25 protein-coding genes and 1 tRNA gene are annotated in these 24,877 nt (G+C 66.1%); 18 read left to right on the forward strand and 8 right to left on the reverse strand.

The window, feature by feature from the left end; genetic code table 11:
* Positions 1-81 precede the first annotated feature (81 nt).
* Entirely contained in the window at positions 82-783 is a 702-nt protein-coding gene (locus ACI3KU_RS02675) for an NRDE family protein (RefSeq protein WP_404920740.1), read from the reverse strand.
* A 54-nt stretch (positions 784-837) separates the two neighbouring features.
* Between ACI3KU_RS02675 and coaBC the strand changes: the two genes are divergently transcribed.
* Positions 838-2,055 carry a bifunctional phosphopantothenoylcysteine decarboxylase/phosphopantothenate--cysteine ligase CoaBC gene (coaBC, locus tag ACI3KU_RS02680; RefSeq protein WP_404920741.1) on the forward strand — a complete coding sequence of 406 codons (1,218 nt, stop codon included), beginning with the start codon at positions 838-840 and terminating at the stop codon, positions 2,053-2,055.
* Positions 2,056-2,256: 201 nt separating this feature from the next.
* On the opposite strand, the gene ACI3KU_RS02685 is transcribed toward coaBC, so the two are convergent.
* Complete coding sequence (locus ACI3KU_RS02685; RefSeq protein WP_404920742.1) at positions 2,257-2,904, reverse strand: TetR/AcrR family transcriptional regulator; 648 nt, start codon at positions 2,902-2,904, stop codon at positions 2,257-2,259.
* 28 nt (positions 2,905-2,932) lie between these two features.
* On the opposite strand from ACI3KU_RS02685, the gene ACI3KU_RS02690 reads away from it, so the two are divergent.
* Together ACI3KU_RS02690 and ACI3KU_RS02695 are read left to right on the forward strand one after the other, a co-directional pair.
* Entirely contained in the window at positions 2,933-3,361 is a 429-nt protein-coding gene (locus ACI3KU_RS02690) for a DUF1761 domain-containing protein (RefSeq protein WP_404920743.1), read from the forward strand.
* 25 nt (positions 3,362-3,386) lie between these two features.
* A complete protein-coding gene (locus ACI3KU_RS02695; protein WP_404920744.1) occupies positions 3,387-3,680 on the forward strand; it encodes a DUF1905 domain-containing protein in 294 nt (97 codons plus the stop codon).
* 128 nt (positions 3,681-3,808) lie between these two features.
* Here ACI3KU_RS02695 and ACI3KU_RS02700 read toward each other — a convergent pair.
* A tRNA-Gly gene (locus tag ACI3KU_RS02700) sits at positions 3,809-3,882 on the reverse strand.
* A 76-nt stretch (positions 3,883-3,958) separates the two neighbouring features.
* A complete protein-coding gene (locus ACI3KU_RS02705) occupies positions 3,959-4,624 on the reverse strand; it encodes a hypothetical protein (protein WP_404920745.1) in 666 nt (221 codons plus the stop codon).
* A gap of 125 nt (positions 4,625-4,749) precedes the next feature.
* On the opposite strand from ACI3KU_RS02705, the gene ACI3KU_RS02710 reads away from it, so the two are divergent.
* Positions 4,750-5,685 carry an alpha/beta fold hydrolase gene (locus tag ACI3KU_RS02710; RefSeq protein WP_404920746.1) on the forward strand — a complete coding sequence of 312 codons (936 nt, stop codon included), beginning with the start codon at positions 4,750-4,752 and terminating at the stop codon, positions 5,683-5,685.
* A gap of 104 nt (positions 5,686-5,789) precedes the next feature.
* Positions 5,790-6,152, forward strand: a complete 363-nt coding sequence (locus ACI3KU_RS02715) for a helix-turn-helix domain-containing protein (protein WP_404920747.1) — start codon at positions 5,790-5,792, stop codon at positions 6,150-6,152.
* Here the strand turns inward: ACI3KU_RS02715 and ACI3KU_RS02720 are convergent.
* The 3 genes from ACI3KU_RS02720 to ACI3KU_RS02730 all read right to left on the reverse strand — a co-directional run bounded on the left by ACI3KU_RS02720 (position 6,117) and on the right by ACI3KU_RS02730 (position 8,116).
* Positions 6,117-6,749, reverse strand: a complete 633-nt coding sequence (locus ACI3KU_RS02720; RefSeq protein ID WP_404920748.1) for a ClpP family protease — start codon at positions 6,747-6,749, stop codon at positions 6,117-6,119. The genes ACI3KU_RS02715 and ACI3KU_RS02720 overlap by 36 nt on opposite strands.
* Complete coding sequence (locus tag ACI3KU_RS02725) at positions 6,746-7,375, reverse strand: ClpP family protease (protein WP_404920749.1); 630 nt, start codon at positions 7,373-7,375, stop codon at positions 6,746-6,748. The genes ACI3KU_RS02720 and ACI3KU_RS02725 overlap by 4 nt, the downstream gene beginning before the upstream one ends.
* A gap of 81 nt (positions 7,376-7,456) precedes the next feature.
* A complete protein-coding gene (locus tag ACI3KU_RS02730) occupies positions 7,457-8,116 on the reverse strand; it encodes a GntR family transcriptional regulator (protein ID WP_404920750.1) in 660 nt (219 codons plus the stop codon).
* 83 nt (positions 8,117-8,199) lie between these two features.
* On the opposite strand from ACI3KU_RS02730, the gene ACI3KU_RS02735 reads away from it, so the two are divergent.
* The 11 genes from ACI3KU_RS02735 (at position 8,200) to ACI3KU_RS02785 (ending at position 22,496) form a co-directional block, all read left to right on the forward strand.
* Positions 8,200-8,961 carry a sulfite exporter TauE/SafE family protein gene (locus tag ACI3KU_RS02735; RefSeq protein ID WP_404920751.1) on the forward strand — a complete coding sequence of 254 codons (762 nt, stop codon included), beginning with the start codon at positions 8,200-8,202 and terminating at the stop codon, positions 8,959-8,961.
* Positions 8,951-10,282 (forward strand): amidohydrolase family protein, encoded by a 1,332-nt coding sequence (locus ACI3KU_RS02740; protein ID WP_404920752.1) that lies wholly within the window; start codon positions 8,951-8,953, stop codon positions 10,280-10,282. The genes ACI3KU_RS02735 and ACI3KU_RS02740 overlap by 11 nt, the downstream gene beginning before the upstream one ends.
* Positions 10,283-10,390: 108 nt before the next feature.
* A complete protein-coding gene (locus tag ACI3KU_RS02745; protein WP_404920753.1) occupies positions 10,391-11,584 on the forward strand; it encodes an MFS transporter in 1,194 nt (397 codons plus the stop codon).
* Positions 11,581-12,273, forward strand: a complete 693-nt coding sequence (locus tag ACI3KU_RS02750; protein ID WP_404920754.1) for a fumarylacetoacetate hydrolase family protein — start codon at positions 11,581-11,583, stop codon at positions 12,271-12,273. The genes ACI3KU_RS02745 and ACI3KU_RS02750 overlap by 4 nt, the downstream gene beginning before the upstream one ends.
* The gene (locus ACI3KU_RS02755; protein WP_404920755.1) at positions 12,270-13,139 is read left to right on the forward strand and encodes a polysaccharide deacetylase family protein; all 870 of its coding nucleotides are present in this window, start codon (positions 12,270-12,272) and stop codon (positions 13,137-13,139) included. The genes ACI3KU_RS02750 and ACI3KU_RS02755 overlap by 4 nt, the downstream gene beginning before the upstream one ends.
* Before the next feature lie 79 nt (positions 13,140-13,218).
* A complete protein-coding gene (locus ACI3KU_RS02760; RefSeq protein ID WP_404920756.1) occupies positions 13,219-13,995 on the forward strand; it encodes an alpha/beta fold hydrolase in 777 nt (258 codons plus the stop codon).
* Between the two features lie 968 nt (positions 13,996-14,963).
* Positions 14,964-16,061 (forward strand): hypothetical protein, encoded by a 1,098-nt coding sequence (locus ACI3KU_RS02765; protein ID WP_404920757.1) that lies wholly within the window; start codon positions 14,964-14,966, stop codon positions 16,059-16,061.
* Between the two features lie 366 nt (positions 16,062-16,427).
* Positions 16,428-16,646, forward strand: a complete 219-nt coding sequence (locus ACI3KU_RS02770) for a hypothetical protein (RefSeq protein WP_404920758.1) — start codon at positions 16,428-16,430, stop codon at positions 16,644-16,646.
* A 156-nt stretch (positions 16,647-16,802) separates the two neighbouring features.
* Complete coding sequence (locus ACI3KU_RS02775) at positions 16,803-18,329, forward strand: N-6 DNA methylase (RefSeq protein WP_404920759.1); 1,527 nt, start codon at positions 16,803-16,805, stop codon at positions 18,327-18,329.
* A complete protein-coding gene (locus ACI3KU_RS02780) occupies positions 18,322-19,533 on the forward strand; it encodes a restriction endonuclease subunit S (protein WP_404920760.1) in 1,212 nt (403 codons plus the stop codon). Before ACI3KU_RS02775 ends, ACI3KU_RS02780 begins: the two co-directional genes overlap by 8 nt.
* The gene (locus ACI3KU_RS02785) at positions 19,533-22,496 is read left to right on the forward strand and encodes a type I restriction endonuclease subunit R (RefSeq protein ID WP_404920778.1); all 2,964 of its coding nucleotides are present in this window, start codon (positions 19,533-19,535) and stop codon (positions 22,494-22,496) included. Before ACI3KU_RS02780 ends, ACI3KU_RS02785 begins: the two co-directional genes overlap by 1 nt.
* Positions 22,497-22,586: 90 nt before the next feature.
* Here ACI3KU_RS02785 and ACI3KU_RS02790 read toward each other — a convergent pair whose 3' ends face one another.
* Positions 22,587-22,811 (reverse strand): hypothetical protein, encoded by a 225-nt coding sequence (locus ACI3KU_RS02790; RefSeq protein ID WP_404920761.1) that lies wholly within the window; start codon positions 22,809-22,811, stop codon positions 22,587-22,589.
* 477 nt (positions 22,812-23,288) lie between these two features.
* Between ACI3KU_RS02790 and ACI3KU_RS02795 the strand changes: the two genes are divergently transcribed.
* Together ACI3KU_RS02795 and ACI3KU_RS02800 are read left to right on the forward strand one after the other, a co-directional pair.
* The gene (locus ACI3KU_RS02795) at positions 23,289-23,636 is read left to right on the forward strand and encodes an ArsR/SmtB family transcription factor (protein WP_404920762.1); all 348 of its coding nucleotides are present in this window, start codon (positions 23,289-23,291) and stop codon (positions 23,634-23,636) included.
* A 1-nt stretch (position 23,637) separates the two neighbouring features.
* Entirely contained in the window at positions 23,638-24,615 is a 978-nt protein-coding gene (locus ACI3KU_RS02800) for an SRPBCC domain-containing protein (RefSeq protein WP_404920763.1), read from the forward strand.
* Positions 24,616-24,877 lie beyond the last annotated feature (262 nt).

Here is a 24,877-nt window from a genome sequence, read left to right on the forward strand (position 1 = left end):
ACGCGTGCGCGCTTTGGGTGCCCATGCGCATGCGGGCTATGTCCGGGGCCGCGTACACGCGTGGGTGCCGATGACGCGGCGTCAGTCGGTCCAGTGAGCGGGTCGCGGCAGCGAGTGGTCGGCGATCACCACGCCGTCGGGTGTGACGGATGCCGTCGCATAGAGCAGCGACTGCGTGGGGTATCCGTGCGGGCGGTTGTCGCGGATGATCGCCCGGTCATCCGCGGGGTCGAGCTGCGCCGAGGTCGCGAGCAGCGCGACCCACTCACCGACCCAGTCGGAACTCTGCGCCGTGGGGCCGAGCGCCCGGAACTCGGGGAGCCAGGTCGCGATCCGCGGAGTGTCCTCGTCGTCGAGATCGTCGTGCGCGATCATGTGGGTGCCGGACTCGATCAGGGTCTCCCGCAGCGAGATGCCGTCCCAGCTCAGCACCCGCGCGCCCTCCGGACGCACCTCGAGCAGGTTGAAGCCGTGCATCGACAGCGGTGCGACGGGGGAGCGGCCGAGCACTGACTCGAGCGCGAGCGTTCCGCGCGTGAGGGCGAGTTCGTCGGGGAGGTCGACGACATCCGCACGGTTGAGGAGCACGGCGAGACGCCGCTCCTCGGGGTTCACCGCGAGCCACGCGCCGCCGGCTCGTCGGTCGCGGATGCCGAGCACGGCGGGGTGCGTCTCCGGCCACCATTCGCCGAGAGCATCCCAAGCACGTAGCGGGTCCTCGTCGCGCACGGCGAGAAGTCGAGCCGTCGCAGCATCCGTCACATCGATCACGACCGTGCACACCCGGGTAAGTCTACGGCGGCCCCTGCGGGCGTCGGCTGCGGCAGAATCGGAGGTGTGAACATCGTCGTCGGAGTCACGGGCGGCATCGCCGCATACAAAGCGGTGCACCTGGTGCGGCTGCTCATCAAAGCCGGTCATGAGGTCACCGTCATTCCCACCGAGGACGCGTTGCGCTTCGTGGGCCTGCCGACGTGGGAGGCCATCAGCCGGCATCCGGTGACCACCAGCGTGCACGATGACGTCGCCCGCGTGCGGCATGTCGCGCTCGGCCAGAACGCCGATCTCGTCATCGTCGCACCGGCGACCGCGAACACGATCGCCCGGATGACAGCCGGAATCGCCGACGACCTGCTCGGCACCACGCTGCTCGCGACGGAGGCGCCCGTCGTCATCGCCCCGGCGATGCACGCCGAGATGTGGCGGCACCCGGCGACGCAGGCGAACATGGCGATGCTCCGTTCCCGCGGCGTGCACATCGTCGGCCCCGCCGACGGAGAGCTCGCCGGCGGCGACAGCGGACCGGGCCGGATGGTCGAACCTGACGACATCGCCGAGGCGGCACTCGCCCTTTTCGCCACGGGAGATCTCGCCGGTCTGCGCGTGGTCATCTCGGCAGGAGGAACGCGCGAGCCGATCGATCCGGTGCGGTATCTCGGCAACCGGTCCAGCGGGCGGCAGGGTGTCGCGCTAGCCGCAGAGGCGGCGAGGCGGGGTGCCTCCGTGACGCTGGTCGCGGCGAACGTCTCGGGCGATGTGCTCGCCGCGGCGCAGCACCCGTCCGTAGACATCGTGCCGGTGGGGTCGGCTGCAGAGCTCGGTGATGCTCTCGCGGATGTCGTCGCCGCGGCCGACGTCGTGATCATGACAGCCGCCGTCGCGGACTACCGGCCGGTCGAGGTCGCGGCTCGCAAGCTCACGAAGGACGACGGCGAACTGAGACGGATCGAGCTCGTCGAGAATCCGGACATCATCGCCGGACTCGCTGCCGCGCGACGGGAGGGGCAGACCTTCGTCGCCTTCGCGGCCGAGACCCCCTCGGAGGAGGGCGGCGAGGAGGAGATGCTCACCCGGGCTCGACGCAAGCGCGAGCGCAAGGGCGTCGACGTGCTCGTCGTGAACGAGGTCGGGTGGGACCGCGGGTTCGAGACGGCCGACAACGAGGTGCGGGTGATCGGGCCGGACGGGCGCGTCATTGGGGCGGCATCCGGAAGCAAGCGCGAGGTTGCGGCGGAGATCTGGGACGCGGTTGTGGCGGTGCGCTCTCTGGCTTGAATGGGGCACGGAGGGTGAGAACTCACAGTGGATGTGAGTTCTCACCCTAGTTGAGGTTGGTTCGCGATTTTCAGGCAGGTGAGACTGGTGATTCCACGGATCTTGGGTCTGCTTGGATCGGCCAGTTCTCAAGCGAATTGAGAGTTTTCGAGAACAAGAGCCCAGGTCGGAGATACCTCATGGGCGCCTTAGTCCGCTGACTCACGAGACGCCGTGGCGCGCGAGGAAGGTCTCGACCGCCTCGTCGGCGATCGACGACAGGCGCCCCGCCGTGTACCGCGACGACCCCGCCGTGAGGGTGAGCCGGTCCAACGGTGCCCCCAGCACGAGCCAGGTGAACTGCTGTGCGGCGATGTCGGGATCGGAGATGCGCAGCGATCCTCGGTCGGCGAGCTGGGCGAGGGCGGCGGAGAGCAGGCGCTCGTTGCGCTCCCAACTGCGGCGGACGTAGGCGTCGGCGACCTCGGGGAGGCGTTCCGACTCCGCGATGACGAGGGTGCGCATCTGCACGACCGCGGGGCTCAGCACGCCCGCCTGGAGCACGGAGGCGAGCTCTCGCAGGCCGACGCGGGGATCGTTGTTCTGCAGCAGCCTCTCCAAGTGCGGGCGCATGGCATCGCGACCGCGGTCAACCCAGTCGGCGACGACGGCGGCGAACAGGGCCTCCTTCGATGGGTGCCGACGGTAGAGCGTTTGCTTCGAGATGCGCGCGGCGGTGGCGACGGCATCCATGGTCGTGGCGGAGTAGCCGTCGCGCACGAAGATCTCCCTGGCGGCCTCGAGCAACTCCGCCCCGGAGAGTCCGCCAGGGCGGCCGGGAGGGCGAGCGGGCTCTCGCGTCGACGTCATCCTCAAATAGTACTAGACAGTACTAAAGATGAAGGGTAGCGTACTCGCAAGTACTAAACTGGAGGTCGAGATGATCGGGATAGGCATCGCGGTGGCGACGGTCGCAGGATTCATCGTCAGTTCCGTGTACTACATGGTCTTCATGCCGCTGGAACAGCGCGTCTCGCAGGGGCATGCCATCGAGCGGGCGAAGCCGGGAGTGGTCCAGATCGTCTCCGAGCTCGTGCGAACGGCTGTTCGCGCTACGGCGTTCGCGTGGGTCGCCACCCAGGCCGGGCTGCTCTCTCTGCCCAGCGCCCTCCTGCTCGCCCTGGTGCTGTGGGTGGCCTTCCCCATCGTCCTGCTCACGGGATCGGTCATGTGGGACAAGGCGCCGGTGGCCACGGCGGTGCTGCACGTGGGTGACTGGCTCATCAAGCTTCTGCTCGTCGCGCTGATCACCGCACTCATTCATTGACGACATCTGAGAGACGAGGATGACCATGAACGCTCAGACCGGGCCTGGCCCGCTCGACATCACCTTCATCGCCACGCTGATCACCAGCGAGGCGAAGGGCGGCTGGACCTACGTGCAGCTGGACGGCTCCGCCGACCGCTTCGGGACGAGGGGGCTGGTTCGCGTGCGCGGCACCGTCGACGGGGAGCCCTTCGACGGCTCCTTCATGGCGCTCGGCGACGGCACCCACAAGCTGCCGATCACGGCCGCGCTTCGCGCCAAGATCGGCAAGACCACGGGCGAGGAGGTGACGGTCCACCTCACCGAGAGGAGGCCGTGACCGGGGTCGGGCAAGCTTGGAGGATCGGCCAACGAGCGTGAGAACCACAGCTGAATACTGACGAGCCATGGCTGATGAACCTTTCTCAACCAGGTTGAGAAAGTCTCAACTAGCTTGAGAATTCACTGTGGAGGGGCTGACGGGAATCGAACCCGCGCTGTCTGCTTGGGAAGCAGAAGTTCTGCCATTGAACTACAGCCCCGCGCCCGTACATCCGTGCGGCCGAACGGGTGCTGCAAGCCTAGTCCGCGGGCCCGCTTCCGGCAAACGAACCCGCGTCAGTCAGATGCGAGAGCCTCCAGCTGCCGGTCGAAGATCGCGGTCGCCTGGCTCGCGAGCGTGGACGTGAGCGTGGCCATTCCGGGGCTCACCTGAGCCATCACGATGCCCTCGTCGTACGCGGCCCAATACAGATCCTCATCCTCGCTGACGTTGTGCAGCCCCGACCATCCGTCGACCGCGGGTGCGGGCTCCTGCAGCGTGGTCCCGTGGGCAGCCACTCCGATGCAGGATGTGAGCTGGTGCTCCAGCGCCTTGAGGTTCGCCGCAAGCTCCGACTCGTTCAGCGGGAGCACGGCGATGACGAGAGTCGGTGTTGGGCGTTCCGCAGAGGTGGCGAGGAACGTGCCACTCGCGGCGGTGGCCCGCTCCGTGAGATAGAGGGCTGTCCAGGCGCTGTCGTGGCAGTCGCCGCCGTAGTCGTAGCCCTCCGGCGGGGTCACGAATCCGCGAAACCTGCCGCCCTGCCACAACGGTGCGACCTCCGAGACCTCGGACTCGGTGAGGACGCCGTTCGTCGCGGTCAACTCGCCGGTCGCCGCAGGCGTGCTCTCGGGGGTGGACGACGGCGTCGACGTGGGATGCGTGTGACCCACAGGCGTGCAGCCGACGAGCGCGACCGTGAGAAGGCCGGCAACCGTTGCCGTCTGTCGTCCTCCGGTCATTCGTCCATCACACCACGACCCAGAATCCAGCGGAAGCCGCACGTTCGTGCAGAGTTCGGCCGCGTCCGCACCCCGGTGTTAGCCTGCGAGCGGCGGCGCGCGGAAGCGTCGTCGGAGGAGGATCCATGGCTCTCAACGAGATCGAGTTCCCGTCGCGCAACGGCCGCGACACCATCCACGCGTGGGTCTACGAGCCCACGGTTCCGCCTCGCGCGGTCGTGCAGCTGGTGCACGGCCTGGGTGAGCACTCGCGTCGATACATCCGACTGATCGCCAAGCTGCTCGACGAGGGATTCGTCGTGGCCGCCGACGATCACGCGGGCCACGGCAAGACGGCGATGAGCTCGGGCATCTGGGCCGATGCGGGAGACGACGCCGGTGACGTGGTCGTTGCGGACGAGCAGACGCTGCGGACCCGCGTGCGCGCGCTGTACCCGAACCTGCCCTACGTGGTCTTCGGTCACTCCTGGGGATCGATGATCGCGCGCGGGCTCGCGGCGGAATCGTCCGAGGAGCTCGACGGCCTGATCCTCGGCGGCATCGCGGCCCAGATGGACGGCCTCGAATCCCAGCTGGACCGCGCCGCGCTCGCCGCCGAGCCGGACCCGACCGCCTTCGCCGACGCGTACATCGGCGATGTGTTCGCGGGCTTCATCTCCCGCTTCGGACCCGATGCCGGGGCGACCGCCTGGGTCGCGCGCGACGTCGATGTCGTGCGCGACCACCTCGCCGACCCCCTCAACAACTTCGGGGCGCCGATGACCGTGCGCTTCCTCCGCGGCTTCGTGGACCTGTACGACCGGGCGAACGGCGACGACTGGTACGCGAGCGTCCGATCCGACCTTCCGAACCTGATCCTCGCGGGGGACCAGGATCCGGTCGCGAACTACGGCGAAGGGGCCTACCACGTGGCGAACCGTCTGATCGCGACCGGCCACGCTGACGTGCGCGCGCACGTCTACCCGGGCTTCCGCCACGAGGTGCACAACGAGCCCGAGATCCGCGACGACGTTGCCGACGAGATCATCGGCTTCGTCGAGCGAGCGATCTCGGCGCGATAGGGACACGACACGACGGCGGCGAGTGCGAGCCCGCCGCCGTCCGCCTTCTCTGCTGTGAGCGGATTCCGTAGCGCGGCGCGAGTGCCGGATTCCTAGAATGGGGCATGACCGACACCTCCGTGCCCGCCTTCGGCGCCACCGCTCCCGTTCGCGACGACGCTGCCGGTCCGAAGGCTCGCGACCCCCTCTGGCGGCACCTGCTCGGCGGGTTCCTGCGTGATCGGCGCAAGGCACTGGGGAAGACTCTCGACGAGGTCGCCCACCGCGCCGGGGTCTCCCCGCAGTACCTGTCGGAGATCGAGCGGGGCCTGAAGGAGCCGTCGAGCGAGATCGTGGCGGCGGTCACCGAAGCCCTCGGGGCGAGCCTGCTGGATCTCACCCTCGACGTCGCCCGATCCCTGTCCGCCACGACACCCGCATCAACCCAGCTCTCAGCCACGCGGTCGAGTTTCGCGCTCGCGGCCTGATCGATCCGCACACCGAGCGGTGATCACCTGATCGATCAAGCCGTACTCGCGCGCCGCCGTGGCGGTGAACACGCGGTCATGATCCGTGTCGGCGCGCAGCCGCTCAACCTGCTGCCCGGTGTGATGCGCCAGGACCTCCTCTATGTCGGAGCGGAGGCGGATCACCTCGTCGGCCTGCAGGATTAGATCGGGAATCGCCCCACGCCCCTGAGCCGCCGGCTGATGCAGGACGACGCGGCCGTGAGGGAGGGAGCTGCGCTTGCCCGCAGCGCCCGCGGCGAGGAGCACCGCCCCGACCGACACCGCCTGACCCACGCATGTCGTCGCCACAGCGGGCTTGATGAAGGTCATCGTGTCGTAGATCGCGAGCATGGCACTCGGATCGCCGCCCTCGCAGTTGATGTAGAACTGGATGTCCTGATCGGGGTTGTCGGCCTCCAGATGCAGCAGCTGAGCGATCAGCGTGTTCGCGACACCGGCGTCGATCGCCGTGCCGAGGTACACCACGCGCTGGGTGAGCAGGTGCGAGTAGACGTCCATGATGCGTTCGCCGCGCGGGTGCTGCGCGATGACGTTCGGCACGGTGTAGCTGCTCATCGCCGGGCACCTTCCATCGTGTGCGAGAAGCCGGCGGAGACCCGCTCCCGTGGACGGTAGTCGTCGAAGGACGTGATGATCTGGTCCACGAAACCGTACGCGAGCGCCTGCTCTGCCGAGTACCAGTGATCGTGCAGGGAATCCTCGAAGATCCGCTCCACCGGCTGGCCGGTGTCCTCGGCGATCAAGCCGAGCACCGTGTCGCGAGTGTGCCGGAGATCGTCGGCCTGCAGCGCGATGTCCACGGCCGCACCACCGATGCCCGATGAACCCTGATGCATCAGCACGCGCGCGTGCGGCAGCGCCTTGCGCTTGCCCTTCGTACCCGATGAGAGTAGGAATTGCCCGGCGCTGTAGGCGATGCCGAACACCAGCGTCGACACGTCGTTCGGGATGGTGCGCATGATGTCGCGGATCGCGAGCATCGCCGGCACGGAGCCACCGGGGGAGTGGATCCACAGGGAGATGTCCGCGCTCGGGTCGTCGGATGCGAGTGTGATCAGCTGCGTGGCGAGGAGGGTGCCGTTGTCGTCATCCAGGGGGCCGTCGAGCACGAGCACGCGGCGCTCGTAGAACTCCCGCCGCACGGTATCGGTGAACAGTGGTGGTCGGGGTGAATCGCTCATGTGCCCATCGTCTTCGTCGTGATGACGGGGCAGGGCGATCTCTGCTGCGGGCAGATCTGCCGTCAGCGGAGACGCGAGCGGTCAGGACCCGTCGAAGACGCGCGTGGCCCCGTGGATATGGGCTTCCGCGATTCGTCGCGCGGCTGTCGCGTCCCCGTCGGTGAGGGCGGCGACGAGCTCGTGATGCTGCCTCGCGGCTTCCTGCGCCCACTCCGCGTGTTCGAGGTTCAGCGCCGTTGAAACGGCCAGTCTCGCAATCGCGCGGCGATGGGCATCGGCGAGGAACTCGTTGCCGCTGGCCTCGACGATGAGCTCGTGAAAGCGCATGTTCGCCTGCGTGGCGGCCGGAGCGTCTCCACCTTCGACGGCGTCGGCGAAGTCCTGCGCGAGGCGGGTGAGCTCGTGGAACCAGATCGGTGCGACCAGTCCTGCCTTCACCCGCTGCGCCGTGAGCTGAGCGGAGAAGCCCTCCAGTTCGCGCCGGAAGTCGAACAAGCGGCGCATCGCATCGCGGTCGAGCCCCGCGACCACGACCCCGCGTGAGACGGGTGCGACGAGCCCCTCCGCCAGCATTCGACCCAGGGCTTCGCGAACCGGTGTGCGGCTGACTCCGAGCTCCTCGGCCAGCGCCGCTTCGCGCAGCCGATCCCCGGAGCTGTAGGTTCCGTCGAGGAATCGTGTCCACAGTGCCTCGTAGACCGACTGCGTCGACCCCATGGTCCCTCGGTCAAGCGTCGTCATGCCGTGAGCATACAACGCATACGAATTTCGTGCTTGCACTCTTTGCATGCAATGCATACGATCTCATTTGGAGGTGATCGGACGTGGAACTCGGAGCGGTGGTGCTGCTGGCACTTGCGGGAACGGCCGCCGGCGCGATCAATGCGATCGCCGGTGGCGGCTCGCTCGTGACATTCCCAGCCCTCCTCGCCCTCGGCTACCCGCCCGTCATCGCGAACGTCACCAACACGGTCGCCGCTCTGCCCGGATATGTGGGTGGAGCGTGGGGCTATCGCCGCGAGCTCGCGGGTCAGCGCCGGCGGGTCATCGTGCTGGGACTCATCACCGTGGCGGGCGCCGTTGGCGGCTCCGCGCTCCTGTTGGCGGGCAGCGAGCAGACGTTCAGCGCCGTGGTGCCGTGGCTGGTGCTCGCCTCGACCGCGCTGCTGGCTGCTCAACCCGCCCTCACCCGCCTGGTGACGAAGCAGCGGCTCGCCGGGGCGGAGCGTCTGCGCTGGGCCGGACTCGGCCAGTTCGGCGTCGCCGTGTACGGCGGATACTTCAATGCCGGTCTCGGCATCATGATGCTCGGTGTGCTCGGAATCGCGCTGCGCGAGTCGCTGCAGCGATTGAACGCACTCAAGAGCGTGCTGTCCGTGGTGGCGAGCGCGGTGTCGCTGGTGTTCTTCGCGCTGTTCTCAACCGTGTCGTGGCCGGCGGCCGCCATCATGGCGGTCGCCGGCCTCCTCGGGGGATGGATGGGCGCTGCCGTCGGCAGGCGCCTGCCTGTTCCCCTCCTCCGCTGGTCGGTTGTGACCTTCGGATTCGTCGTGTTCCTCGTCCTCCTGGTGAATCATGCTTCCTGAACGCTCCACCCTGCTCCTCAAGAACGCTCACGTCCTGCCGCTGGATCCGGCCGTCGAAGAAGGCCGTGCGGACATCCTCATCCGAGATGGCGTGATCGAGCAGATCCAGCCCGACATCGACGCTCCTGCCGGAGTCGCCGAGATCGACGCGTCGGGCAGCATCGCCCTTCCCGGATTCATCGACACCCACTGGCACCTGTGGAACTCGCTCCTGCGCGGGACGGTCGGCGACGCGCCGGGCCGGGACTACTTCTCTGTGAAGCGCGGCCTTGCTCCCCACTTCGAACTCGACGACTTCTACTGGTCGGCGCGCTTCGCCCTCGCCGAAGCGGTGCAGAACGGCATCACGTCGGTGCACAACTGGGACCACAACGTCCGCGACGGCGGCGACGTCGATGCGAACCTCCAGGCGCAGATCGACTCCGGACTCTGCGGCCGGTTCTCCTACGGACCCCGCGACTCGTCGGCGACCACCGAGGACATGGACTTCGCGCGCCTCGACGCCGCGCGCGAGCGGTGGTCGGACGAGAAGCTCGACCACCGCATCCACTTCGGTGTCGCCCTCCGCGGTCCGTATCGCACGTCCACCGAATTGGCGGAACGCGAGTGGCGGGCGGCGCGTGAACGTGCGATGCCCATCACGATGCATTGCGATCGATGCCTGCGGGAGTCGGCCTGCCAGTCGTGCGGCCTGACCCGGCTCGAGGACGAAGGCCTTCTCGGCCCCGACGTTCAGATCGTCCACGCGGTGCACGCGTCGGCGGAGGACGTGGCCGCCGTCTCCCGAACCGGGACGAAGATCTCCGTCAGTCCGCTCTCCGAGATGCGCACCATGGGCTTCCCCCGGGTGACCGAGTTCCTCGAAGCCGATGTGCTGACGACCCTCTCGATCGACACGCTGGCTATGCCCGCCAACGCCGACGTTCTCAGCACGCTTCGTGCGCTGCTGTCGGCCGAGCAGGCTCGCACGGGACGCGCGACGCTGACGCCCCGCATCGCGCTGGAGATGGCCACCATCCGTGCCGCGCGAGACCTCGGCATCGACGATGTGACCGGCTCCCTGCGTCCGGGCAAACGTGCGGACGTGATGCTGCTCGACGCCGGACACGCGTCGCTGCTCCCCAGCGGTGACGTGGTCGAGAGCCTCATCTACAGCGGCACCTCCGCCGCCATTCACACCGTGATCTGCGACGGACGCATCCTGCTGCACTCCGGCGAACTGGTTCAGGAGTCGGCACGACAGGCCATCCGAACCGCCAATGACCGACGAAACGCCCTCGTTCACCGCGCTCGACTCGCGGGGACGTGGGACAACACCTGAACCCCCACAGAAAGGCAGTCAACGATGATCAGCCTCAATCACTCATCCGAGAGCACACGCAGATCCGCGCCACCCCGGCCGCTCTTCGGCTCGCGGGCAGCGGTGCTCATGTTCCTCCTCATCCTGCTGGCCTACTCGGTCAACGCGATGGACCGCATGGTCTTCCCCGTCCTGCTGTCCGAGATCCGGGCCGAGTACGGATTCGGACTGCCCGAGGCCGGCTTGCAGTCCACCCTCTTCGCACTCGGGATGGGACTCACCGGCATCCCCGCGGGCATCGCGCTGCGCCGGTGGGGCCGGAAGAACGTCGTGATCCTCGGCACGCTGCTGTTCTCCGCGGCGACCGTGCTCACCGTCGTCAGCCTCGGGTTCTGGGACATGCTCATCTGGCGCGTGCTGTCCGGTGTCGGCGAAGCGCTCCAGCTCGTCGCGATCCTGACGATCGCCTCGCACGCGTTCCCGAAACGGCGAGGCGTCGCGATCGGATCCGTCAACGTGGCCTTTGCCACCGGATCCCTCATCGGCCCCAACCTGGGCGTCCTGCTGCACGAGACGTTCGACTCCTGGCGCGCGCCGATGATCGCGTTCGGTGTGATCGGCATCGTCGCGGCGCTGCTGGTGTGGGTCGGCGTCCGCGCCGCGTTCTCCGAGCAGCACATCTCCACCGAGACCGTGCACTACGTCGGCGGAGCCACCAGGATCCTGAGCCGCAACCCGCTCATCCTCGGCATGATCACCGTGCTGTTCGGCCTCATCGACTTCGGCTACATCGGCATGTACGCCAGCTTCACCATCGAGCACCTCGGCTTCAGCGCGGCGCAGGCGGCCTTCGCCGTCGGCCTCTCGGGTCTCGCCGCCTTCGCCTCTCCGCTCGGCGGACTGCTCGTGGACAAGCTGTCGCCGAAGCTCGTGATCGGCGGGCTGAGCATCGCCCAGGCGATCTGCGGTGCGGCTCTCTTCCTCGGCCCCGCCGACCTCGCCTGGCACGCCACCTGGTCGTTCCTTTTCGGTCTGATCGCCAGCTCGGGGATCTACGTCGGACTCGCGGCCTCACTGGTGAAGAGCATGAGCGAGGAGAACGCGTCCCGTGCGTCGGGACTGTTCACCAGCTGCATCTACATCGCCGCGGGATTCGCGGGCCTCATCTTCGGGCTGATCGTCGGGGCCGCGGGATGGAACGCCGCGGGCCTCATCCAGATCACCGGACTTTCCATCGTCGCTGCCGCCCTCGCTCTCATGATCCGGGACAAGGACTTCAGCCGACTCGCACCTGTCAGCACACCCCAGGGAGTAACTCCATGAAGCCGAAGTGGCCCACCACGCCCACCCTCGTTCCCATCGCGGACTCGGACGAAGGCTTTCCGGTGCGACGCATCTATTGCGTCGGTCGCAACTACGTCGACCACATCCGCGAGATGCGTGAGGGCGATGAGCGGGATGACCCGTTCTTCTTTCAGAAGCCGACCGACGCCATCGAGCTGAACGGCAGCGCCATCCCGTACCCGGCCGGCACGCAGGACTTCCAGTACGAGGGGGAGCTCGTCGTCGCCATCGGCTCGACGTTCCGTGGCGGGCAGGATCCCCTCGGTGTCGTGTTCGGCTATGCGGCCGGCATCGACCTCACCCGCCGCGACCTGCAGAAGGACTCCGTCTCGCAGGCACGACCGTGGGAGCCGGGCAAGTCGTTCGATCGGTCGGCTCCCTGCGGGACGATCCTCCCGCGGGAACGCGTCGTTGGAATCGAGTCCGGAACGCTCTCGCTGACCGTGAATGACGAGCAGCGCCAGCGGACCACGTTCGATCTCATGATTTGGTCCGTGCCGGAGATCATCACGCGGCTGGGGGAGCTCTACACGCTTCAGCCCGGCGACCTCATCTACACCGGCACCCCCGCCGGCGTCTCGGCGATCCACCCCGGTGATCGCCTCACCGTGCAGATCACTGGACTGCCGGAACTGAGCATCTCGATCGTCGACCAGGAGGAATCATGAGGCCCACCGAACGTCTCGACTACAGCGCGATCGTCGATCGGGAGCCGCGAACGCTTCCCGACGGCAAGAAGGTGGCCGTCTGGGTCATCGTCAACATCGAGGAGTGGAACGACGACGAGCCCATGCCCCGCACCGTGCTCACGCCTCCGGCCGGAGGCGTTCCGACCCCGGATGTGCCGAACTGGTGCTGGCACGAGTACGGCAACCGCGTGGGGTTCTGGCGCATGCTCAAGGTGCTCGACAAGCACGGCATCCCTGTCGCGCTGGCGACCAACGGCAGCGCCGTCTCCCGCTACTCCGCGATCACCGACGCCGCCATCGAACGCGGCTGGGAGTTCATCGGACACGGCTTCGGGCAGAAGAACATGCAGAAGGTCCCCGACGAGCGTGAGGACATCCGACGCACCACCGAGGCGATCCGCAGCGCGACGGGCAAGGCCCCGCGCGGATGGCTGGGGCCGGGGCTCACCGAGACCTGGGAGACGCCGGACATCCTCGTGGAAGAGGGATACGAGTACGTCTGCGACTGGGTGCTGGACGACCAGCCCGTGGAGCTTCGCACGCGGACGACGCCGATCACCAGCATTCCGTACACGCAGGAGTGCAACGACGTCGCGATGATGCTGATCCAGCACCACCCCGCGCGTGAGTACCTGCAGCGCGCCACGGATCAGTTCAATCAGATCGCCGAGGACGCCGAGGACTCCGCCCGCGTGATGGCACTGGTCGTGCACCCGTACATCATGGCCGCGCCGCATCGGCTCACGTACTTCGACCAGGCCCTCGCACACATCCGCGCCGACGAGCGTGCGGTGTTCATGACGGGGGAGCAGATCCTGGATTGGCACCAGGGCACCCGCGCGTAGTCGCGCCTGCGGCGGCGGGATCACGGACGTGGTCTCGCCGCCGTTTTCAATGTCCGAGGGCCCGTGGTTGTATGGCGGCATGAGCATCGCAACGTCGGCAGACGGCACTGCCATCGAGTTCTCGGCGACCGGAGACGGTCGCACCGTCGTGGTCGTGAACGGCGCCCTGTCGCGAGCAGTGGACGCGGCGCCTCTCGCGCAGGCGCTCGTCGATGCCGGCTTCCGCGCGGTCACGTGGGATCGTCGTGCTCGTGGTGGGAGCGGGGATCGCCCCGGCTCCACGCCCGACGATGAGGTCGCCGATCTGGCGGCGGTGATCGACGCCGCGGGCGGAGCGGATGCTGTCCTCGGCCACTCCTCCGGAGCCGTGCTGGCTCTCTATGCGGCCTCGCGGGGTGTCTCGACCGGAGCGCTCTTCCTCTCCGAGCCGCCGATCGACTTCGAAGGTTCCGGTGTGCAGACACCGGAGCTCGCCGATCGGCTGCAGTCGCTCGTCGACGACGGCCGGCCTGGCGACGCGATCGAGACGTTCCAGCTGGAAGCAGTCGGTCTACCTCGTGAGATGGTCGAGGCCGGTCGCACGAACGGCATGCTTGACGCGCTCACAGCGCTCGCGCAGTCCACCGTGTACGACACACGGCTGGTGTACCGGATGCGCCAGCCGGGCATCGAGCTGCTCGACGTGAAGCGTCCGGTCACCGTGCTGCGCGGGGAACAGACCTTCCCGTTCTTGATCGCGGCGTCGGACTGGGCGGCAGCGCATATCCCGGGTGCGGAGCTGGTTGTGGTGCCCGAGTCGGTCATGCACCGGCTCGACCCGGCTGCGACGGCCCGCGTTATCGCCGCGCGGCTCTGACGACGGAATCCGCGTGCGGTTGTTGATCCGCCACTCGTTTTGCGATTTTGCTGTTGCTGAAGCGCCCTTGTGACGCAGTCGCTCGGCGAACCGAAGGCGTGGGCGTGATGAGCTCCACCACGCCCGTCGCCAAGGCCCTTCGTCTCGCTTCGCTCACTTAGGAACCTGAGGGTTCAGCGTGCCATCGCTGAGCCCCCGGTTCCTGGGCGAGGAGTGCCAGCGACGAGACGAAGGGCCTCGGGGCGTACATCGCCGGTGGTGGCCTTTGTCTCGCTTCATGATTTCTGAGTTCCGCCGCACGCCGCATGAGATTCCCGACCCCATGACCCGCGAGACTTCCCCCTGCGGGCGAGCATCCGCGCAACGCTACGGGACTCCACTACGCGGGGATTGTCGCCCACAGGGAAGTCTCGCGGGAGGGAGTTGCGAGGAACGCACGCAAGAAGTGTCAGTAATGCGGGGAGATGGCACTGAATGTCACGTAAAAGGGCCACTTTGAGCAGGGTTGCGCCAACTTTGCCGTGACATTTTCTGGAGGTGCTGGCTAACGACGTCGCATGTCGGCGAGGGATCTACGCTCCGGGGCATAGCCCCGATCAAGGTCGGTCTCATCGCCTTCGAATCGGGTTTGAGGTTCTCTGTACCTGCCCCCGAGCCTCTTCTGCAGACTCCGTCGGAGCGCTGGTGTCGGCACCACGTGACATCCTGTTCCGACTGAAGCAGCGGAGCACTCCGCGACAACCGCGGGCGCGAAGGGGGATCTCATGTGGGAAGGCTCATACGAGTTCGTTGTCGACCAATGGGGCGTGGGCGAAGGGGGTTTGCATTCGCAGGAGATTTGCTTCCAGGAGATCAAGCGGCCAGGAGCCACGCCCATCGGAGACCCGGTGTCCGTTCGAGTCGTATACGACTGTGGGTCTGGGAAAGGTCGTGCACCCAGGCAGGCGCTGGTAAACGCTGTTGATCGGATGCTTGCGGGCATCCCCGACGGCTCGGTGATCGATCTGCTCGTGATCTCCCACTTTGACCACGATCACGTAAACGGCCTCGATCACCTCTCTGCCGAGATTCGCACGCGCGGAATCAACGTCAGGCGCGTGTGGGCACCGATCCTCGGCAAGATCGAGGCGCTGTATGCGGCCGCGAGCACACCTGCCCCGACACCGTGGTACCTGCAGCTCTTGGATGATCCCAGAGGGCAACTGTCCGAGTTGTTCGAAGGAGCCGAGGTGACGTTCATTACCCCAGACGGAGCCCCGATCCTCCTCGGAGAGAGCGACGGTGGACCAGCCGAAGAGCCGATCACAGTCATACCCGCGCCCGGTACACGCGGAATCGCGGTTCAGGCGGGTCCATCAGGCAACGTGGAGCTGCTCTGGGAGATCCAGCCGTACGTGGTGCCGTCAACGCTCGTAGGGGCGCAGACCGTTGCTCAAGCAGTGCAGAAAGCCATCGGCAAGCGGATCGATCAATGCACACTCGACGATCTTCGGAAGATCGCAGCCGACACTGACTTGAAGAAGGCCTTTCACGACGCTGTGATGCAGCACCATCGACTTCCGGCTACCCAGCGGGCGTCGAGTTCCCGTACGGGGGCGAATCTGTCGACGCTCTGTCTGTACTCGGGCCCGGTGTCGCCGTATCAGTGGTGCCATTTCCGGCGGGGATGGGCACCAACCGCCACAAACCCAGCCGCTATCCCCATCGCCCCAGCGTGGTTGGGGACGGGCGATGCGGGACTCAAAGACATGCGCGATGTACAAGCGCTGGAACGGGGACTGACCGCGAGTCGTTTGGATCGGGTCGGCATCGCCTCTGCTCCGCATCATGGATCCAGGCTCGACTCGGGGGCTCCCCTCTGGGACGCTCTGCCAAATGTGAGGAAGGTGACGATCGAGGGCGACGTGCCGGCGGGCGGAAGAGGTCAGGTCCACCCGCACGTCCCGGTATTGACCGAGCTGAAGAGGCGGAACCTGCATGTGCACGTCGCCGCCAGCCCGGGCACGCCGGCTTCGCCTCCGGTGACAGCCGGCGACTTCAACTGGACCGACAAGAGGATCCGCTGACAACGAGCCCGTGCCGGAACGAACGTAAGCCGCCCACCGGTCTGCGATTGCGATGCATCTATTCCGGGACGCCTTGGGCTGTCGGGCACGCTTGAATGGAATACATGGTGATCCTTCCGTCTCCCGATGCCCTCATAAAGGCGGTCGTGGATCGGTGCCTGAAGTCGGGCGACTTCAACGGGCTCCACCTGCACACCAACGTGGAGCCGGCGCTGATCGATGCCGCAAAGCAGCTGGTACAGGACGGCATGCTGCAAGTGATGGTGTCGCGCGTTGATTACATGAACCCGCACATCCGTCCATGGGCTTCGCGGCGGACGATCGAGTCACTAGACGAACTGACGGGGGTTCGAGATCGTGATCGCGATGGACTTCCGCAGAGACCTCGCGGAGGCGGAGACGCCCGCTCAGGTCAACACCGCGACGATCGCCTACCGCGACCGAGCGGGTGCGCGGCGCTCTGACGACTTCGCGCTCGACCTTCACCAGCTCAAAGGGGCGATGTGGCGGGAGACCCGCGGGATGCATCAGCTGTCGAAGTCTGTGCGTGGCATCGCGCAGAAGATGGGCGTTAGCAGCTTCTGAACCGCCTCGCGGCCGCTGCGCATGTGCGATCAGCGCCCGACGTCGTTGGGACTGTGGCGCCGCATCAATTGCTCAGTGAACGCGTCTACCCCGATAGCGTAAGAACAGCGAGATATCTCGACCCGAACGGCGCCGTAAGGCGCAGGAGAACAGCACATGACGCTTGCCCCGGAGAACTCCGACCACCTCACCCAGCGCGAGCTGGAATCCATGCTCTGGAGCGCCGCCAACGCGCTGCGCGGGCCGGTCGACCCGGGCGACTTCAAGTCGTACGTGTTCCCAGTGTTCTTCTTCAAATGGATCAGCGACATCTCCGCTTACCACCACGACGAGGCGGTCGCGGACCTCGGCGACGGCTGGTCACAGGACCTCGAAGACGAGGATTATCAAACCTTCGTCATCCCCGAGGGCGCGCACTGGGACGACGTCTTCGAGACGACGAAGGGACTCGGCGAGAAGCTCAACGACTCGCTCGTCGCGATCGCCGAAGCGAACCCCGGGAAACTCACCGGCGTCTTCGGCGACGTGAACTGGGCAAACGAAGAGCGCATCCCCACCTCCGCGCTCAAGGCGCTGATGCAGGTGTTCCAGTCCGTTTCGCTCGACCCCGACCACGTCTCGGGCGACATGCTCGGCAGCGCGTATGAGTACCTTTTGCGCGAGTTCGCAGAAGCGTCGGGCAAGAAGGCCGGTGAGTTCTTCACGCCCCGTCACGTGGTGCACCTGCTCGTGAGCATCCTCGACCCGAAGCCCGGCGACGATGTCTGCGACCCTGCGTGCGGTTCGGCGGGCATGCTCGTTGAGACCGTCGAAGTCGTGAAGGCGGCGGGCGGCAACCCGATGTCGCTGAGCCTCTACGGGCAGGAGCAGAACCTCACCACGGCGGGCATCGCCCGCATGAACCTCTACCTCCACGGCCTCGAAGACTTCGAGATCAAGCGCGGAGACACGTTCCGCGAACCGAAGCTCCTCGACCCGCACGGTGGGCTCCGTAAGTTTGACGTCGTCATCGCCAACCCGCCGTTCTCCCTGCAGAACTGGGGCGCCGACGGCTGGGCGAAGGACCCCTACAAGCGGGCCCTCGGCGGTGTCGTGCCGCCCGCGAAGAACGGCGACTGGGCGTGGATGCAGCACATGGTCTCCACCATGCGCCCCGGTTCTGGCCGCGTCGGCGTCGTGATGCCTCACGGTGCGCTGTTCCGTGGCGGTAAGGACGCCGAGATCCGTCAGTGGATGATCGAGCAGGACAAGCTCGAAGCCGTCATCGGCCTCCCGAACAACCTCTTCTACTCGACCTCGATCCCCGTCGCGCTGATGATCTTCCGCGACAGCAAGCCCGCCGAGCGCGAGGGCAAGGTGCTGTTCATCGACGGCCGCCAGCGGTTCAAGGCCGGCAAGAACCAAAACACCCTCGCCCAAGACGATGTCGACGTCATCAACGCTGCCTACCACCAGGGCATCGACACCGACGGAGACGGCGGTGTCTCGCTGCGCTTCGTCGAACGCGCCGAGATCGGCAACAACGGCTGGGACCTCAACATCGGGCGGTACATCCAGACGGAGACGAAAGCCGAGGCAGATGTGGACGCCGCGCTCGCATCGCTGCGTGAAGCACAGGCTGCGGTCGACGTCGCCCGCGCGGCGCTTGACGAGCGACTGAAGGAAGCGGGCTTCGATGCGTGAGGGGTGGCGTCAGATCACGCTGGGTGACGTGGCAGAGACTCGTCTCGGAAAGACTCTCCCACGGGGTTCTGGCCAGGACGATGACGGCGCGCCCTACCTGCGTAATGTGAACGTCCAGTGGGGGCGAATCGCGACCGAGAACCTCAACCGGATGCCGTTCACCGCGGTGGAGCGCAGGTTGCTGGAGCTCAAGCGAGGTGACATCCTCGTTTGCGAGGGTGGGGAAGTCGGACGCACCGCGCTCGTTTCCGAGGACCTTGAGGGCATCTACTTCCAGAACGCGCTGCATCGCGTGCGCCCTAGTTCTGAAGTAGTGCCGATGTTCCTTGCTCTGTCGATCGAACGCTTCGTGCGCAGCGGCGGGCTGGATGGTATCGCGACGCGGGTCACTATCGCGCATCTGAATCAGACGAAGCTCCGTGCTATCCAGCTGGTCCTCCCACCGCTCGCCGAGCAGCGGCGCATCGTCGATCTGATCGCGGCGGCGGACGACGCGATTGCAGCCGCCGAGGGCGAATCGGCAGCGACCTCAGCCGCTGCGAGGTCGCTGAGATCGTCACTGTTCAGCGAGCTCAAGCAGTCCCACCCCGTAACTACCGTGGGCGAGCTCTTCGAGATGAAGCTCGGACGTCAGAAGTCCGCCGCTCAGTCCATTGGCGACCACGTAATTCCATACGTCCGCGCGGGAAACATCACCGAGTACGGAGTCGCTGGTGAGTTGCTCACGATGAACTTTGAGCCGCGCGAACAGGAGATATTCCGCCTTCATGAGGGCGATGTACTCCTGGCGGAAGGCGGAACGGTCGGGGTGAGCGCCCGCTGGTCAGGCGGCTCAGAGGTTCCTGTGGGGTTCGACAAACATGTCATCCGCATCCGGGGGAGGCAGGGGGTGTCGATCTCGGATTTCGCCCACGAATGGGCTCGATGGGCTTACCAGGACGGCGTTTTCGATAGGACCGCCACCGGCATCACCATTCGAGCTTTGGGGTTCGGGCGGGCAACGAGAATCGAGCTTCCCGATACACCGCTCGCGCAGCAGGAGGACGTCGTGAAGACGCTCATTCCGATCGAAGAGGCCGCCGACGCCGCCCGTACAGAGGCTAACCGCCTCCGCACTCTCCGCTCCAACTTGCTGACCGTGCTGCTCTCCGGTGAGCATGAGATCCCCGAATCTTACGACCGCTTCATCGAGGAGGCAGCGTGATGGCGCAGGCCGGCTACAACGAGAAGGTCACTACCCAGAAGGCGACGATCGAGATGCTCGTCGAACAGGGCTGGCGGCATGTGCCCGGAAACGATCTGCCGCGCACGACGAAGAACGTGCTGATCGAATCGGACGCGAAGGCGGCGATCAAGCGCCTGAACCCGCAGCTCGATGGGCGCGAGAGCGCGGTGCTGTCGAAGCTGCGCACGGTGATCAGTCAGGTGCCTGACACCGGGCTGATGGCGGCGAACGAGGAGTTCACTCGGTTCCTGCGGGGCCGTGGCACGGTGCTGGACACCGCGACCAGCCATGACCGTTCCTTCAAGCTGATCGACTTCGAGGACCCCGACAACAACGTCTTCCTCGTCACCGACGAGGTCACCTACATGGGCGCGCGTTTCGACATCGTGCTGTGGGTGAACGGCATCCCCGTCGCAGTGGGGGAGATGAAGGCCCCGTCGAGCAGCTGGGCGAGAGGCGCGAAGGACATCTACACCTCCTACGAGGTGGAGCAGCCAGGGTTCTTCGTCCCGAACCTGCTGTCGTTCGCGACGGAGACGAAGGACTTCCGCTACGCCGGGGTGCGCACACCTCTTGACCACTGGCAGAAGTGGGGCGCGATGGACGTCGACCCGAAGGTCGACGGGTTCGACCGGATGAAGATGACCGTCGCGGGTCTCCTGGCGCCGGGCGTCGTGCTGAACCTCATCGAGCATTACGCGATGTACGAGACAACCGCTGACGACGCGGGTGTGGCGCGGACGATCAAGATCTTGCCGCGATACTTCCAGTACGACGCGGTCGAGAAGATCATCGCCCGTGCGACGAGCAAGACGAAGTCGAAGGGCCTGATCTATCACACGCAGGGGTCGGGAAAGACGCTCACGATGTCGTGGGTCGCGACCCGGTTGGTGATGGAGCCGCGCATGAAGTCGCCCACGGTCATCGCGATCGCGGACCGCACGCAACTGGTGAGCCAGACGTTCGGGCAGTTCAAAGCGTCAGGGTTGCCGGATCCCGTCGAAGCCGCTTCGATCTCGGATCTGCAGGGCGGGCTGAAGAAGGACGTGCGCGGGATTATCGCGACCACGGTGCACAAGTTCGCCGGCGCCGGTGTCCTGTCAGAGCGGGAGAACATCATCCTGCTCGTCGACGAGGCCCACCGAACGCAGGAGGGCAGTCTCGGCGAGGCGCTGCGCAAGGCGCTCCCGAACGCGCATCGCTACGGTTTCACGGGCACGCCGATCTCTGACGGTGATCGCAACACGTACAAGCTGTTCGGCGACCCGGACGACAAGGGGTGGTCGCTGTCGACCTATGACTCCGACAGGTCGACGGCTGATGGCACGACGGTCGACATCGTTGTGGTGCCGCGCCCGGTGGAATTCGACCTCGCGAAAGACCAGCTGGACGACGCCTTCGATGCCCTCGCGGAGGAGGAGGGGCTGGACGAGGAGACGAAGGAGAAGATCGCCAGCAAGAACGCCACCGCCCGTGCTGTCTTCCATAATCCGAAGCGCATCCGTGCGGTCGTGGAGAACGTCGTCACGCACTTCTACTCGACGATCGACCCCACCGGCATGAAGGCGCAGATCTTCGTCGCCGACCAGGAGCTGTGCATCGAGTACGACAAGGTGCTCAAGGACGTGCTTGCTGAGCGCGGGTATGCGGACGAGTCGGCGGTGGTGATCTCGGGTACTGGTTCGAAGCTCGACCTCAGCGCCTACCAGCTGACCGATGCGCAGGAAGAGGACCTGCTGGACAGGTTTCGGGCGTTCGGGGATCCGCTGAAGTTCCTCATCGTCACGGCGAAGCTTGGCACCGGGTTCAACGCTCCGATTGAGGGCGTGTTGTACCTGGACAAGCCGATGAAGATGCACACGCTGTTCCAGACGATCACGCGCACGAACCGCCCCTGGTCGAGCCCGGAGGGCGACTTCACGAAGGAACGCGGCACGATCGTCGACTACGTCGGCCTCGGTGACGGGTTCGCCCGCGCGATGCGCCCGACCGACCCCGAGCGAGCCAAGCGCGAGATCGAGGTCGAAGCGCTGATCGTGGCTGTCCAGAATGCGCTCAAGGAGATGCGGCGTCGGTTCGTCGGAGTTCCGCGCGATGCGTCCGCGAACAGCCTGCAGCAGGCCCGTGAGCGCATCCCCACTGGCAGCGAAGACCAGGACGAGTTCCGCGCCGAGTTCCTCTTCACACAGGGCCTGTGGGAGACGATCTGGCCGAGCGAGGATCTCGACCCGCTTGAAGACGACTACGCCTGGTACGCCTCCGTGTACAAGGCTCTCCCGATCCCCACAGACGATACAGATCTGATCGTCGACCGACTGGGACCGAAGACCCGCGAGCTCGTCCACCAGTACATGACTGACGTGCACGTGAAGGATCCCGGGAAGATCGTCACCGTCGCCGATGCCGACACGATCAAGAAGCTCGTGAAAGACGGGCGCCTGCCCGAGCCACCGGAGGAGCTCTCGAACAAGTCCGCCGAGGAGATCATCGAGAATCTCACGGCACGCATCAAACGGAAGCTCGAAGGCCCGGAGGCAGCGAAGTACACGCCGATCGCGGAACGCATCGACCGGATCCGCGAGATGTTCATCTCCAACGCGGAAGAGTCCATTCGTGCCCTCGAAGCGCTGTTCGGAGCAGCTGCGGATCTGACCAAGCTCGAGAACGGCGCTGACCCCGACGACAAGGTCGGGAACCTCACCCGCATCTTCCGAGAGAACACTCCGGGCGGGCAGACGGAGGTGATCGAGCAGATCGTCACCGAGATCGACACTCTCGTTCGTCAGGCGGTGTTCGCTGGCTGGGAGTCGCGCGAGGCCAGCCAGAAGGCCGTGAAGAAGAAGCTCCGCAACGTCCTCCGGAAGCACCGGATCCCGACGACCGGGGAGCCGTTCGACTCGGCGTGGGAGTACATCGTCGCTCACTACCGTGGCGACGAGTGAGCAGGCGAAGGCAGGAGACGCTGATAGGCACTGTGGGGAAGCTTGAGCCCGTGCCGCTGCGGGAGGTGTGGGCGCATGAAGCGCTGGACTTCACCCAGTGGTTGGCGAAGCCCGAGAACCGGCGTCGCGCTCATTGATGTATCCCTGGAGCGTGGTGCCCTTGATCTCGCAGATCGGGTCGCCCGGGTACATGGCCTGTAAGGCCCGCCGAACGAGCTCGGCGCAATGGCGCCGGCTGCTCGTCGACATGTTGACTCGGCTGTCGAGTTCGCGGTCGATGATGGCCACCAGGGGCGGATCGGCCTTCGCGATCATCAACCGCTTCTTGCTTTTCGGATGCAGACGCGCATCCACGCCAGCGACGCCCTCCGACCGGTAGTCGTTCCAGAAGTTGAACCAGCGCCCGATCGACGACTGCCCACTCGTGGAGTCCAGCCGTCGTGCGACGGCTGTCCGTGCGAGGGATCCAGTGAACTCAGTGGAGGCCGTGCGCCGTCGGGGGTTGATCGGCTTTGCCTCATCTACTGGCCGCATCGCAGCCCCTCTCGCACCTGTATCCGCGTTCGGATGATGCGAAGACGAAGCGGCGACCGGAGCCCCATCGCTCCCGTATCTGCCGCTGATGTTCCTTCCGCAAGAGGCGCAACTTCTGCAAGGCATCGGCGTTTCGTGACACACGGTGTCACTCCATCGGAGCGGTGTGTCATCCAACGACCGGTTGTGTCACCGCAACGCGTTCTCGACACAAGAAGCCCTTGACACTCCACCTCGCGTGCCATAACGTACAACCAAATGGTTGCACAACGAGAACTCAGCGAAGCGGAGGTGGACCGTGTCTTTCACGCACTGGCCACGTCGACGCGGCGCGACATCCTGCGCCGGACCATCGAGGGGGAGCAGTCCGTCACCACCCTCGCGTCCCGGTACGAGATGTCGTTCGCGGCGGTCCAGAAGCACGTCGCAGTGCTCGAGGCGGCCGAACTCATCATCAAGCGCGCCGAAGGACGCGAGCGGCTGGTCCGCGCGAATCCCGAGATGATCGCGCGCGCCCGGGCGCTTCTCGCCCAGTACGAAGAGCTCTGGCGATCCCGCATCGCCCGGCTCGATGCCCTACTCGCAGAACCTCACGAAGGAGAATGACATGCCCGTCACTGACGTCATCACCGATGCCGACAATCTGACCATGACCGTGATCGCCGACCTCGCCGCTCCTGTCGAGCGCGTGTGGAACGCCTACACGGATCCCGAGCAGCTCAACCGCTTCTGGGGCCCTCCCGGATGGCCGGCGACGTTCGCCGAGTGGAACCCGGTCGTGGGCGGTCGTGCGCGGTACACAATGAACGGTCCGCGTGGCGAGAAGTCGTCCGGCTCGTGGGAATTCCTCGCGATCGACGCACCGCACCGTTTTGAGGTGATCGACGCGTTCGCCGACGAGGATGGCACCCCGCTCGAAGGGTTCCCGTCGATGCGGATGACCTTCACCTTCGAGTCCACCGATGACGGCACGCGCATGGTGAACACGAGCTACTTCGACTCCGCCGAGGCGCTGGAGCAGATCGTGGCGATGGGTGCCGTCGAGGGCACGCGCATGGCGATGGCGCAGCTTGATGCTGTGCTGCAGGATCTGCGGGACTTCGCGCAGGGCAAGGGAACGGTCGTCGAGCTGCTCGACGACACGCACGTCCGCATCACGCGCATGGTCGAAGGTCCCCGCGACCTGGTCTGGCGCGCATACAACGACGCCGACCTGGTGAAGAAGTGGATGCTGGGGCCGGAGGGGTGGGAGATGACGGAGTGCGTCATCGGCACGGAGCGGGGCGCGACGTATCGCAACTCTTGGGCACCCGTCGGCGACACCGAGGGGGAGCCGTTCGGCTTCGAGGGAGAGGTGCTCATGTTCGACCCGCCCCGCCGCGCGGTCAGCACGGAGCGGATGCAGGGCATGCCCGTCGAAACCCTCAACGACCTCAACCTCTATGAGGAGGACGGTGCGACGCTGATCACTCTCCTCATCGAGTACCCCGACAAGGACACGCGCGACATGATCCTCGCCACCGGCATGGCCGACGGCATGGAGGCGTCGTACCAGCGTCTCGAGCGCGAGGTGCTCAGCGCCTGACATCGTCAGCAGCCCGCGGATCACCCCGATCCGCGGGCTGCTGCGTGCCTGCCCGGTAGGGGCTGGTCCTGAATCCATGAGCGTGCGCCGGATCCATGACGGAATCGCCGGATGTCTCATGCTTCGGGCGCATGTTCCTGCGCTCGCCACCGCCATCCCACGGTCGACATCTGTGGCCCGTCTGGGTCGACTGGTCGTGAATTCATGAGCGTGCGCCGGAGCTATGACAGATCCGCCACATTCCTCATGCATTGAGCGCATC

The sequence above is a fragment of the Microbacterium sp. ZW T5_56 genome, from assembly GCF_044987425.1.
GTDB lineage: Bacteria > Actinomycetota > Actinomycetes > Actinomycetales > Microbacteriaceae > Microbacterium.

Bases quoted from the DNA above. Each gene is read 5' to 3' on its own strand.
- ACI3KU_RS02790 (WP_404920761.1), bottom strand. From the start codon at position 22,811: ATGATCGCGAAGGCCGATCCGCCCCTGGTGGCCATCATCGACCGCGAA.
- ACI3KU_RS02770 (WP_404920758.1), top strand. From the start codon at position 16,428: ATGGACTTCCGCAGAGACCTCGCGGAGGCGGAGACGCCCGCTCAGGTC.
- ACI3KU_RS02710 (WP_404920746.1), top strand. From the start codon at position 4,750: ATGGCTCTCAACGAGATCGAGTTCCCGTCGCGCAACGGCCGCGACACC.
- ACI3KU_RS02720 (WP_404920748.1), bottom strand. From the start codon at position 6,749: ATGAGCAGCTACACCGTGCCGAACGTCATCGCGCAGCACCCGCGCGGC.
- ACI3KU_RS02685 (WP_404920742.1), bottom strand. From the start codon at position 2,904: ATGACGTCGACGCGAGAGCCCGCTCGCCCTCCCGGCCGCCCTGGCGGA.
- ACI3KU_RS02800 (WP_404920763.1), top strand. From the start codon at position 23,638: ATGCCCGTCACTGACGTCATCACCGATGCCGACAATCTGACCATGACC.
- ACI3KU_RS02705 (WP_404920745.1), bottom strand. From the start codon at position 4,624: ATGACCGGAGGACGACAGACGGCAACGGTTGCCGGCCTTCTCACGGTC.
- ACI3KU_RS02725 (WP_404920749.1), bottom strand. From the start codon at position 7,375: ATGAGCGATTCACCCCGACCACCACTGTTCACCGATACCGTGCGGCGG.
- ACI3KU_RS02750 (WP_404920754.1), top strand. From the start codon at position 11,581: ATGAAGCCGAAGTGGCCCACCACGCCCACCCTCGTTCCCATCGCGGAC.
- ACI3KU_RS02765 (WP_404920757.1), top strand. From the start codon at position 14,964: ATGCTTGCGGGCATCCCCGACGGCTCGGTGATCGATCTGCTCGTGATC.
- ACI3KU_RS02785 (WP_404920778.1), top strand. From the start codon at position 19,533: ATGGCGCAGGCCGGCTACAACGAGAAGGTCACTACCCAGAAGGCGACG.
- ACI3KU_RS02755 (WP_404920755.1), top strand. From the start codon at position 12,270: ATGAGGCCCACCGAACGTCTCGACTACAGCGCGATCGTCGATCGGGAG.
- ACI3KU_RS02695 (WP_404920744.1), top strand. From the start codon at position 3,387: ATGAACGCTCAGACCGGGCCTGGCCCGCTCGACATCACCTTCATCGCC.
- ACI3KU_RS02690 (WP_404920743.1), top strand. From the start codon at position 2,933: ATGAAGGGTAGCGTACTCGCAAGTACTAAACTGGAGGTCGAGATGATC.
- ACI3KU_RS02745 (WP_404920753.1), top strand. From the start codon at position 10,391: ATGTTCCTCCTCATCCTGCTGGCCTACTCGGTCAACGCGATGGACCGC.
- ACI3KU_RS02730 (WP_404920750.1), bottom strand. From the start codon at position 8,116: ATGACGACGCTTGACCGAGGGACCATGGGGTCGACGCAGTCGGTCTAC.
- ACI3KU_RS02775 (WP_404920759.1), top strand. From the start codon at position 16,803: ATGACGCTTGCCCCGGAGAACTCCGACCACCTCACCCAGCGCGAGCTG.
- ACI3KU_RS02760 (WP_404920756.1), top strand. From the start codon at position 13,219: ATGAGCATCGCAACGTCGGCAGACGGCACTGCCATCGAGTTCTCGGCG.
- ACI3KU_RS02740 (WP_404920752.1), top strand. From the start codon at position 8,951: ATGCTTCCTGAACGCTCCACCCTGCTCCTCAAGAACGCTCACGTCCTG.
- ACI3KU_RS02780 (WP_404920760.1), top strand. From the start codon at position 18,322: ATGCGTGAGGGGTGGCGTCAGATCACGCTGGGTGACGTGGCAGAGACT.
- ACI3KU_RS02715 (WP_404920747.1), top strand. From the start codon at position 5,790: ATGACCGACACCTCCGTGCCCGCCTTCGGCGCCACCGCTCCCGTTCGC.
- ACI3KU_RS02795 (WP_404920762.1), top strand. From the start codon at position 23,289: ATGGTTGCACAACGAGAACTCAGCGAAGCGGAGGTGGACCGTGTCTTT.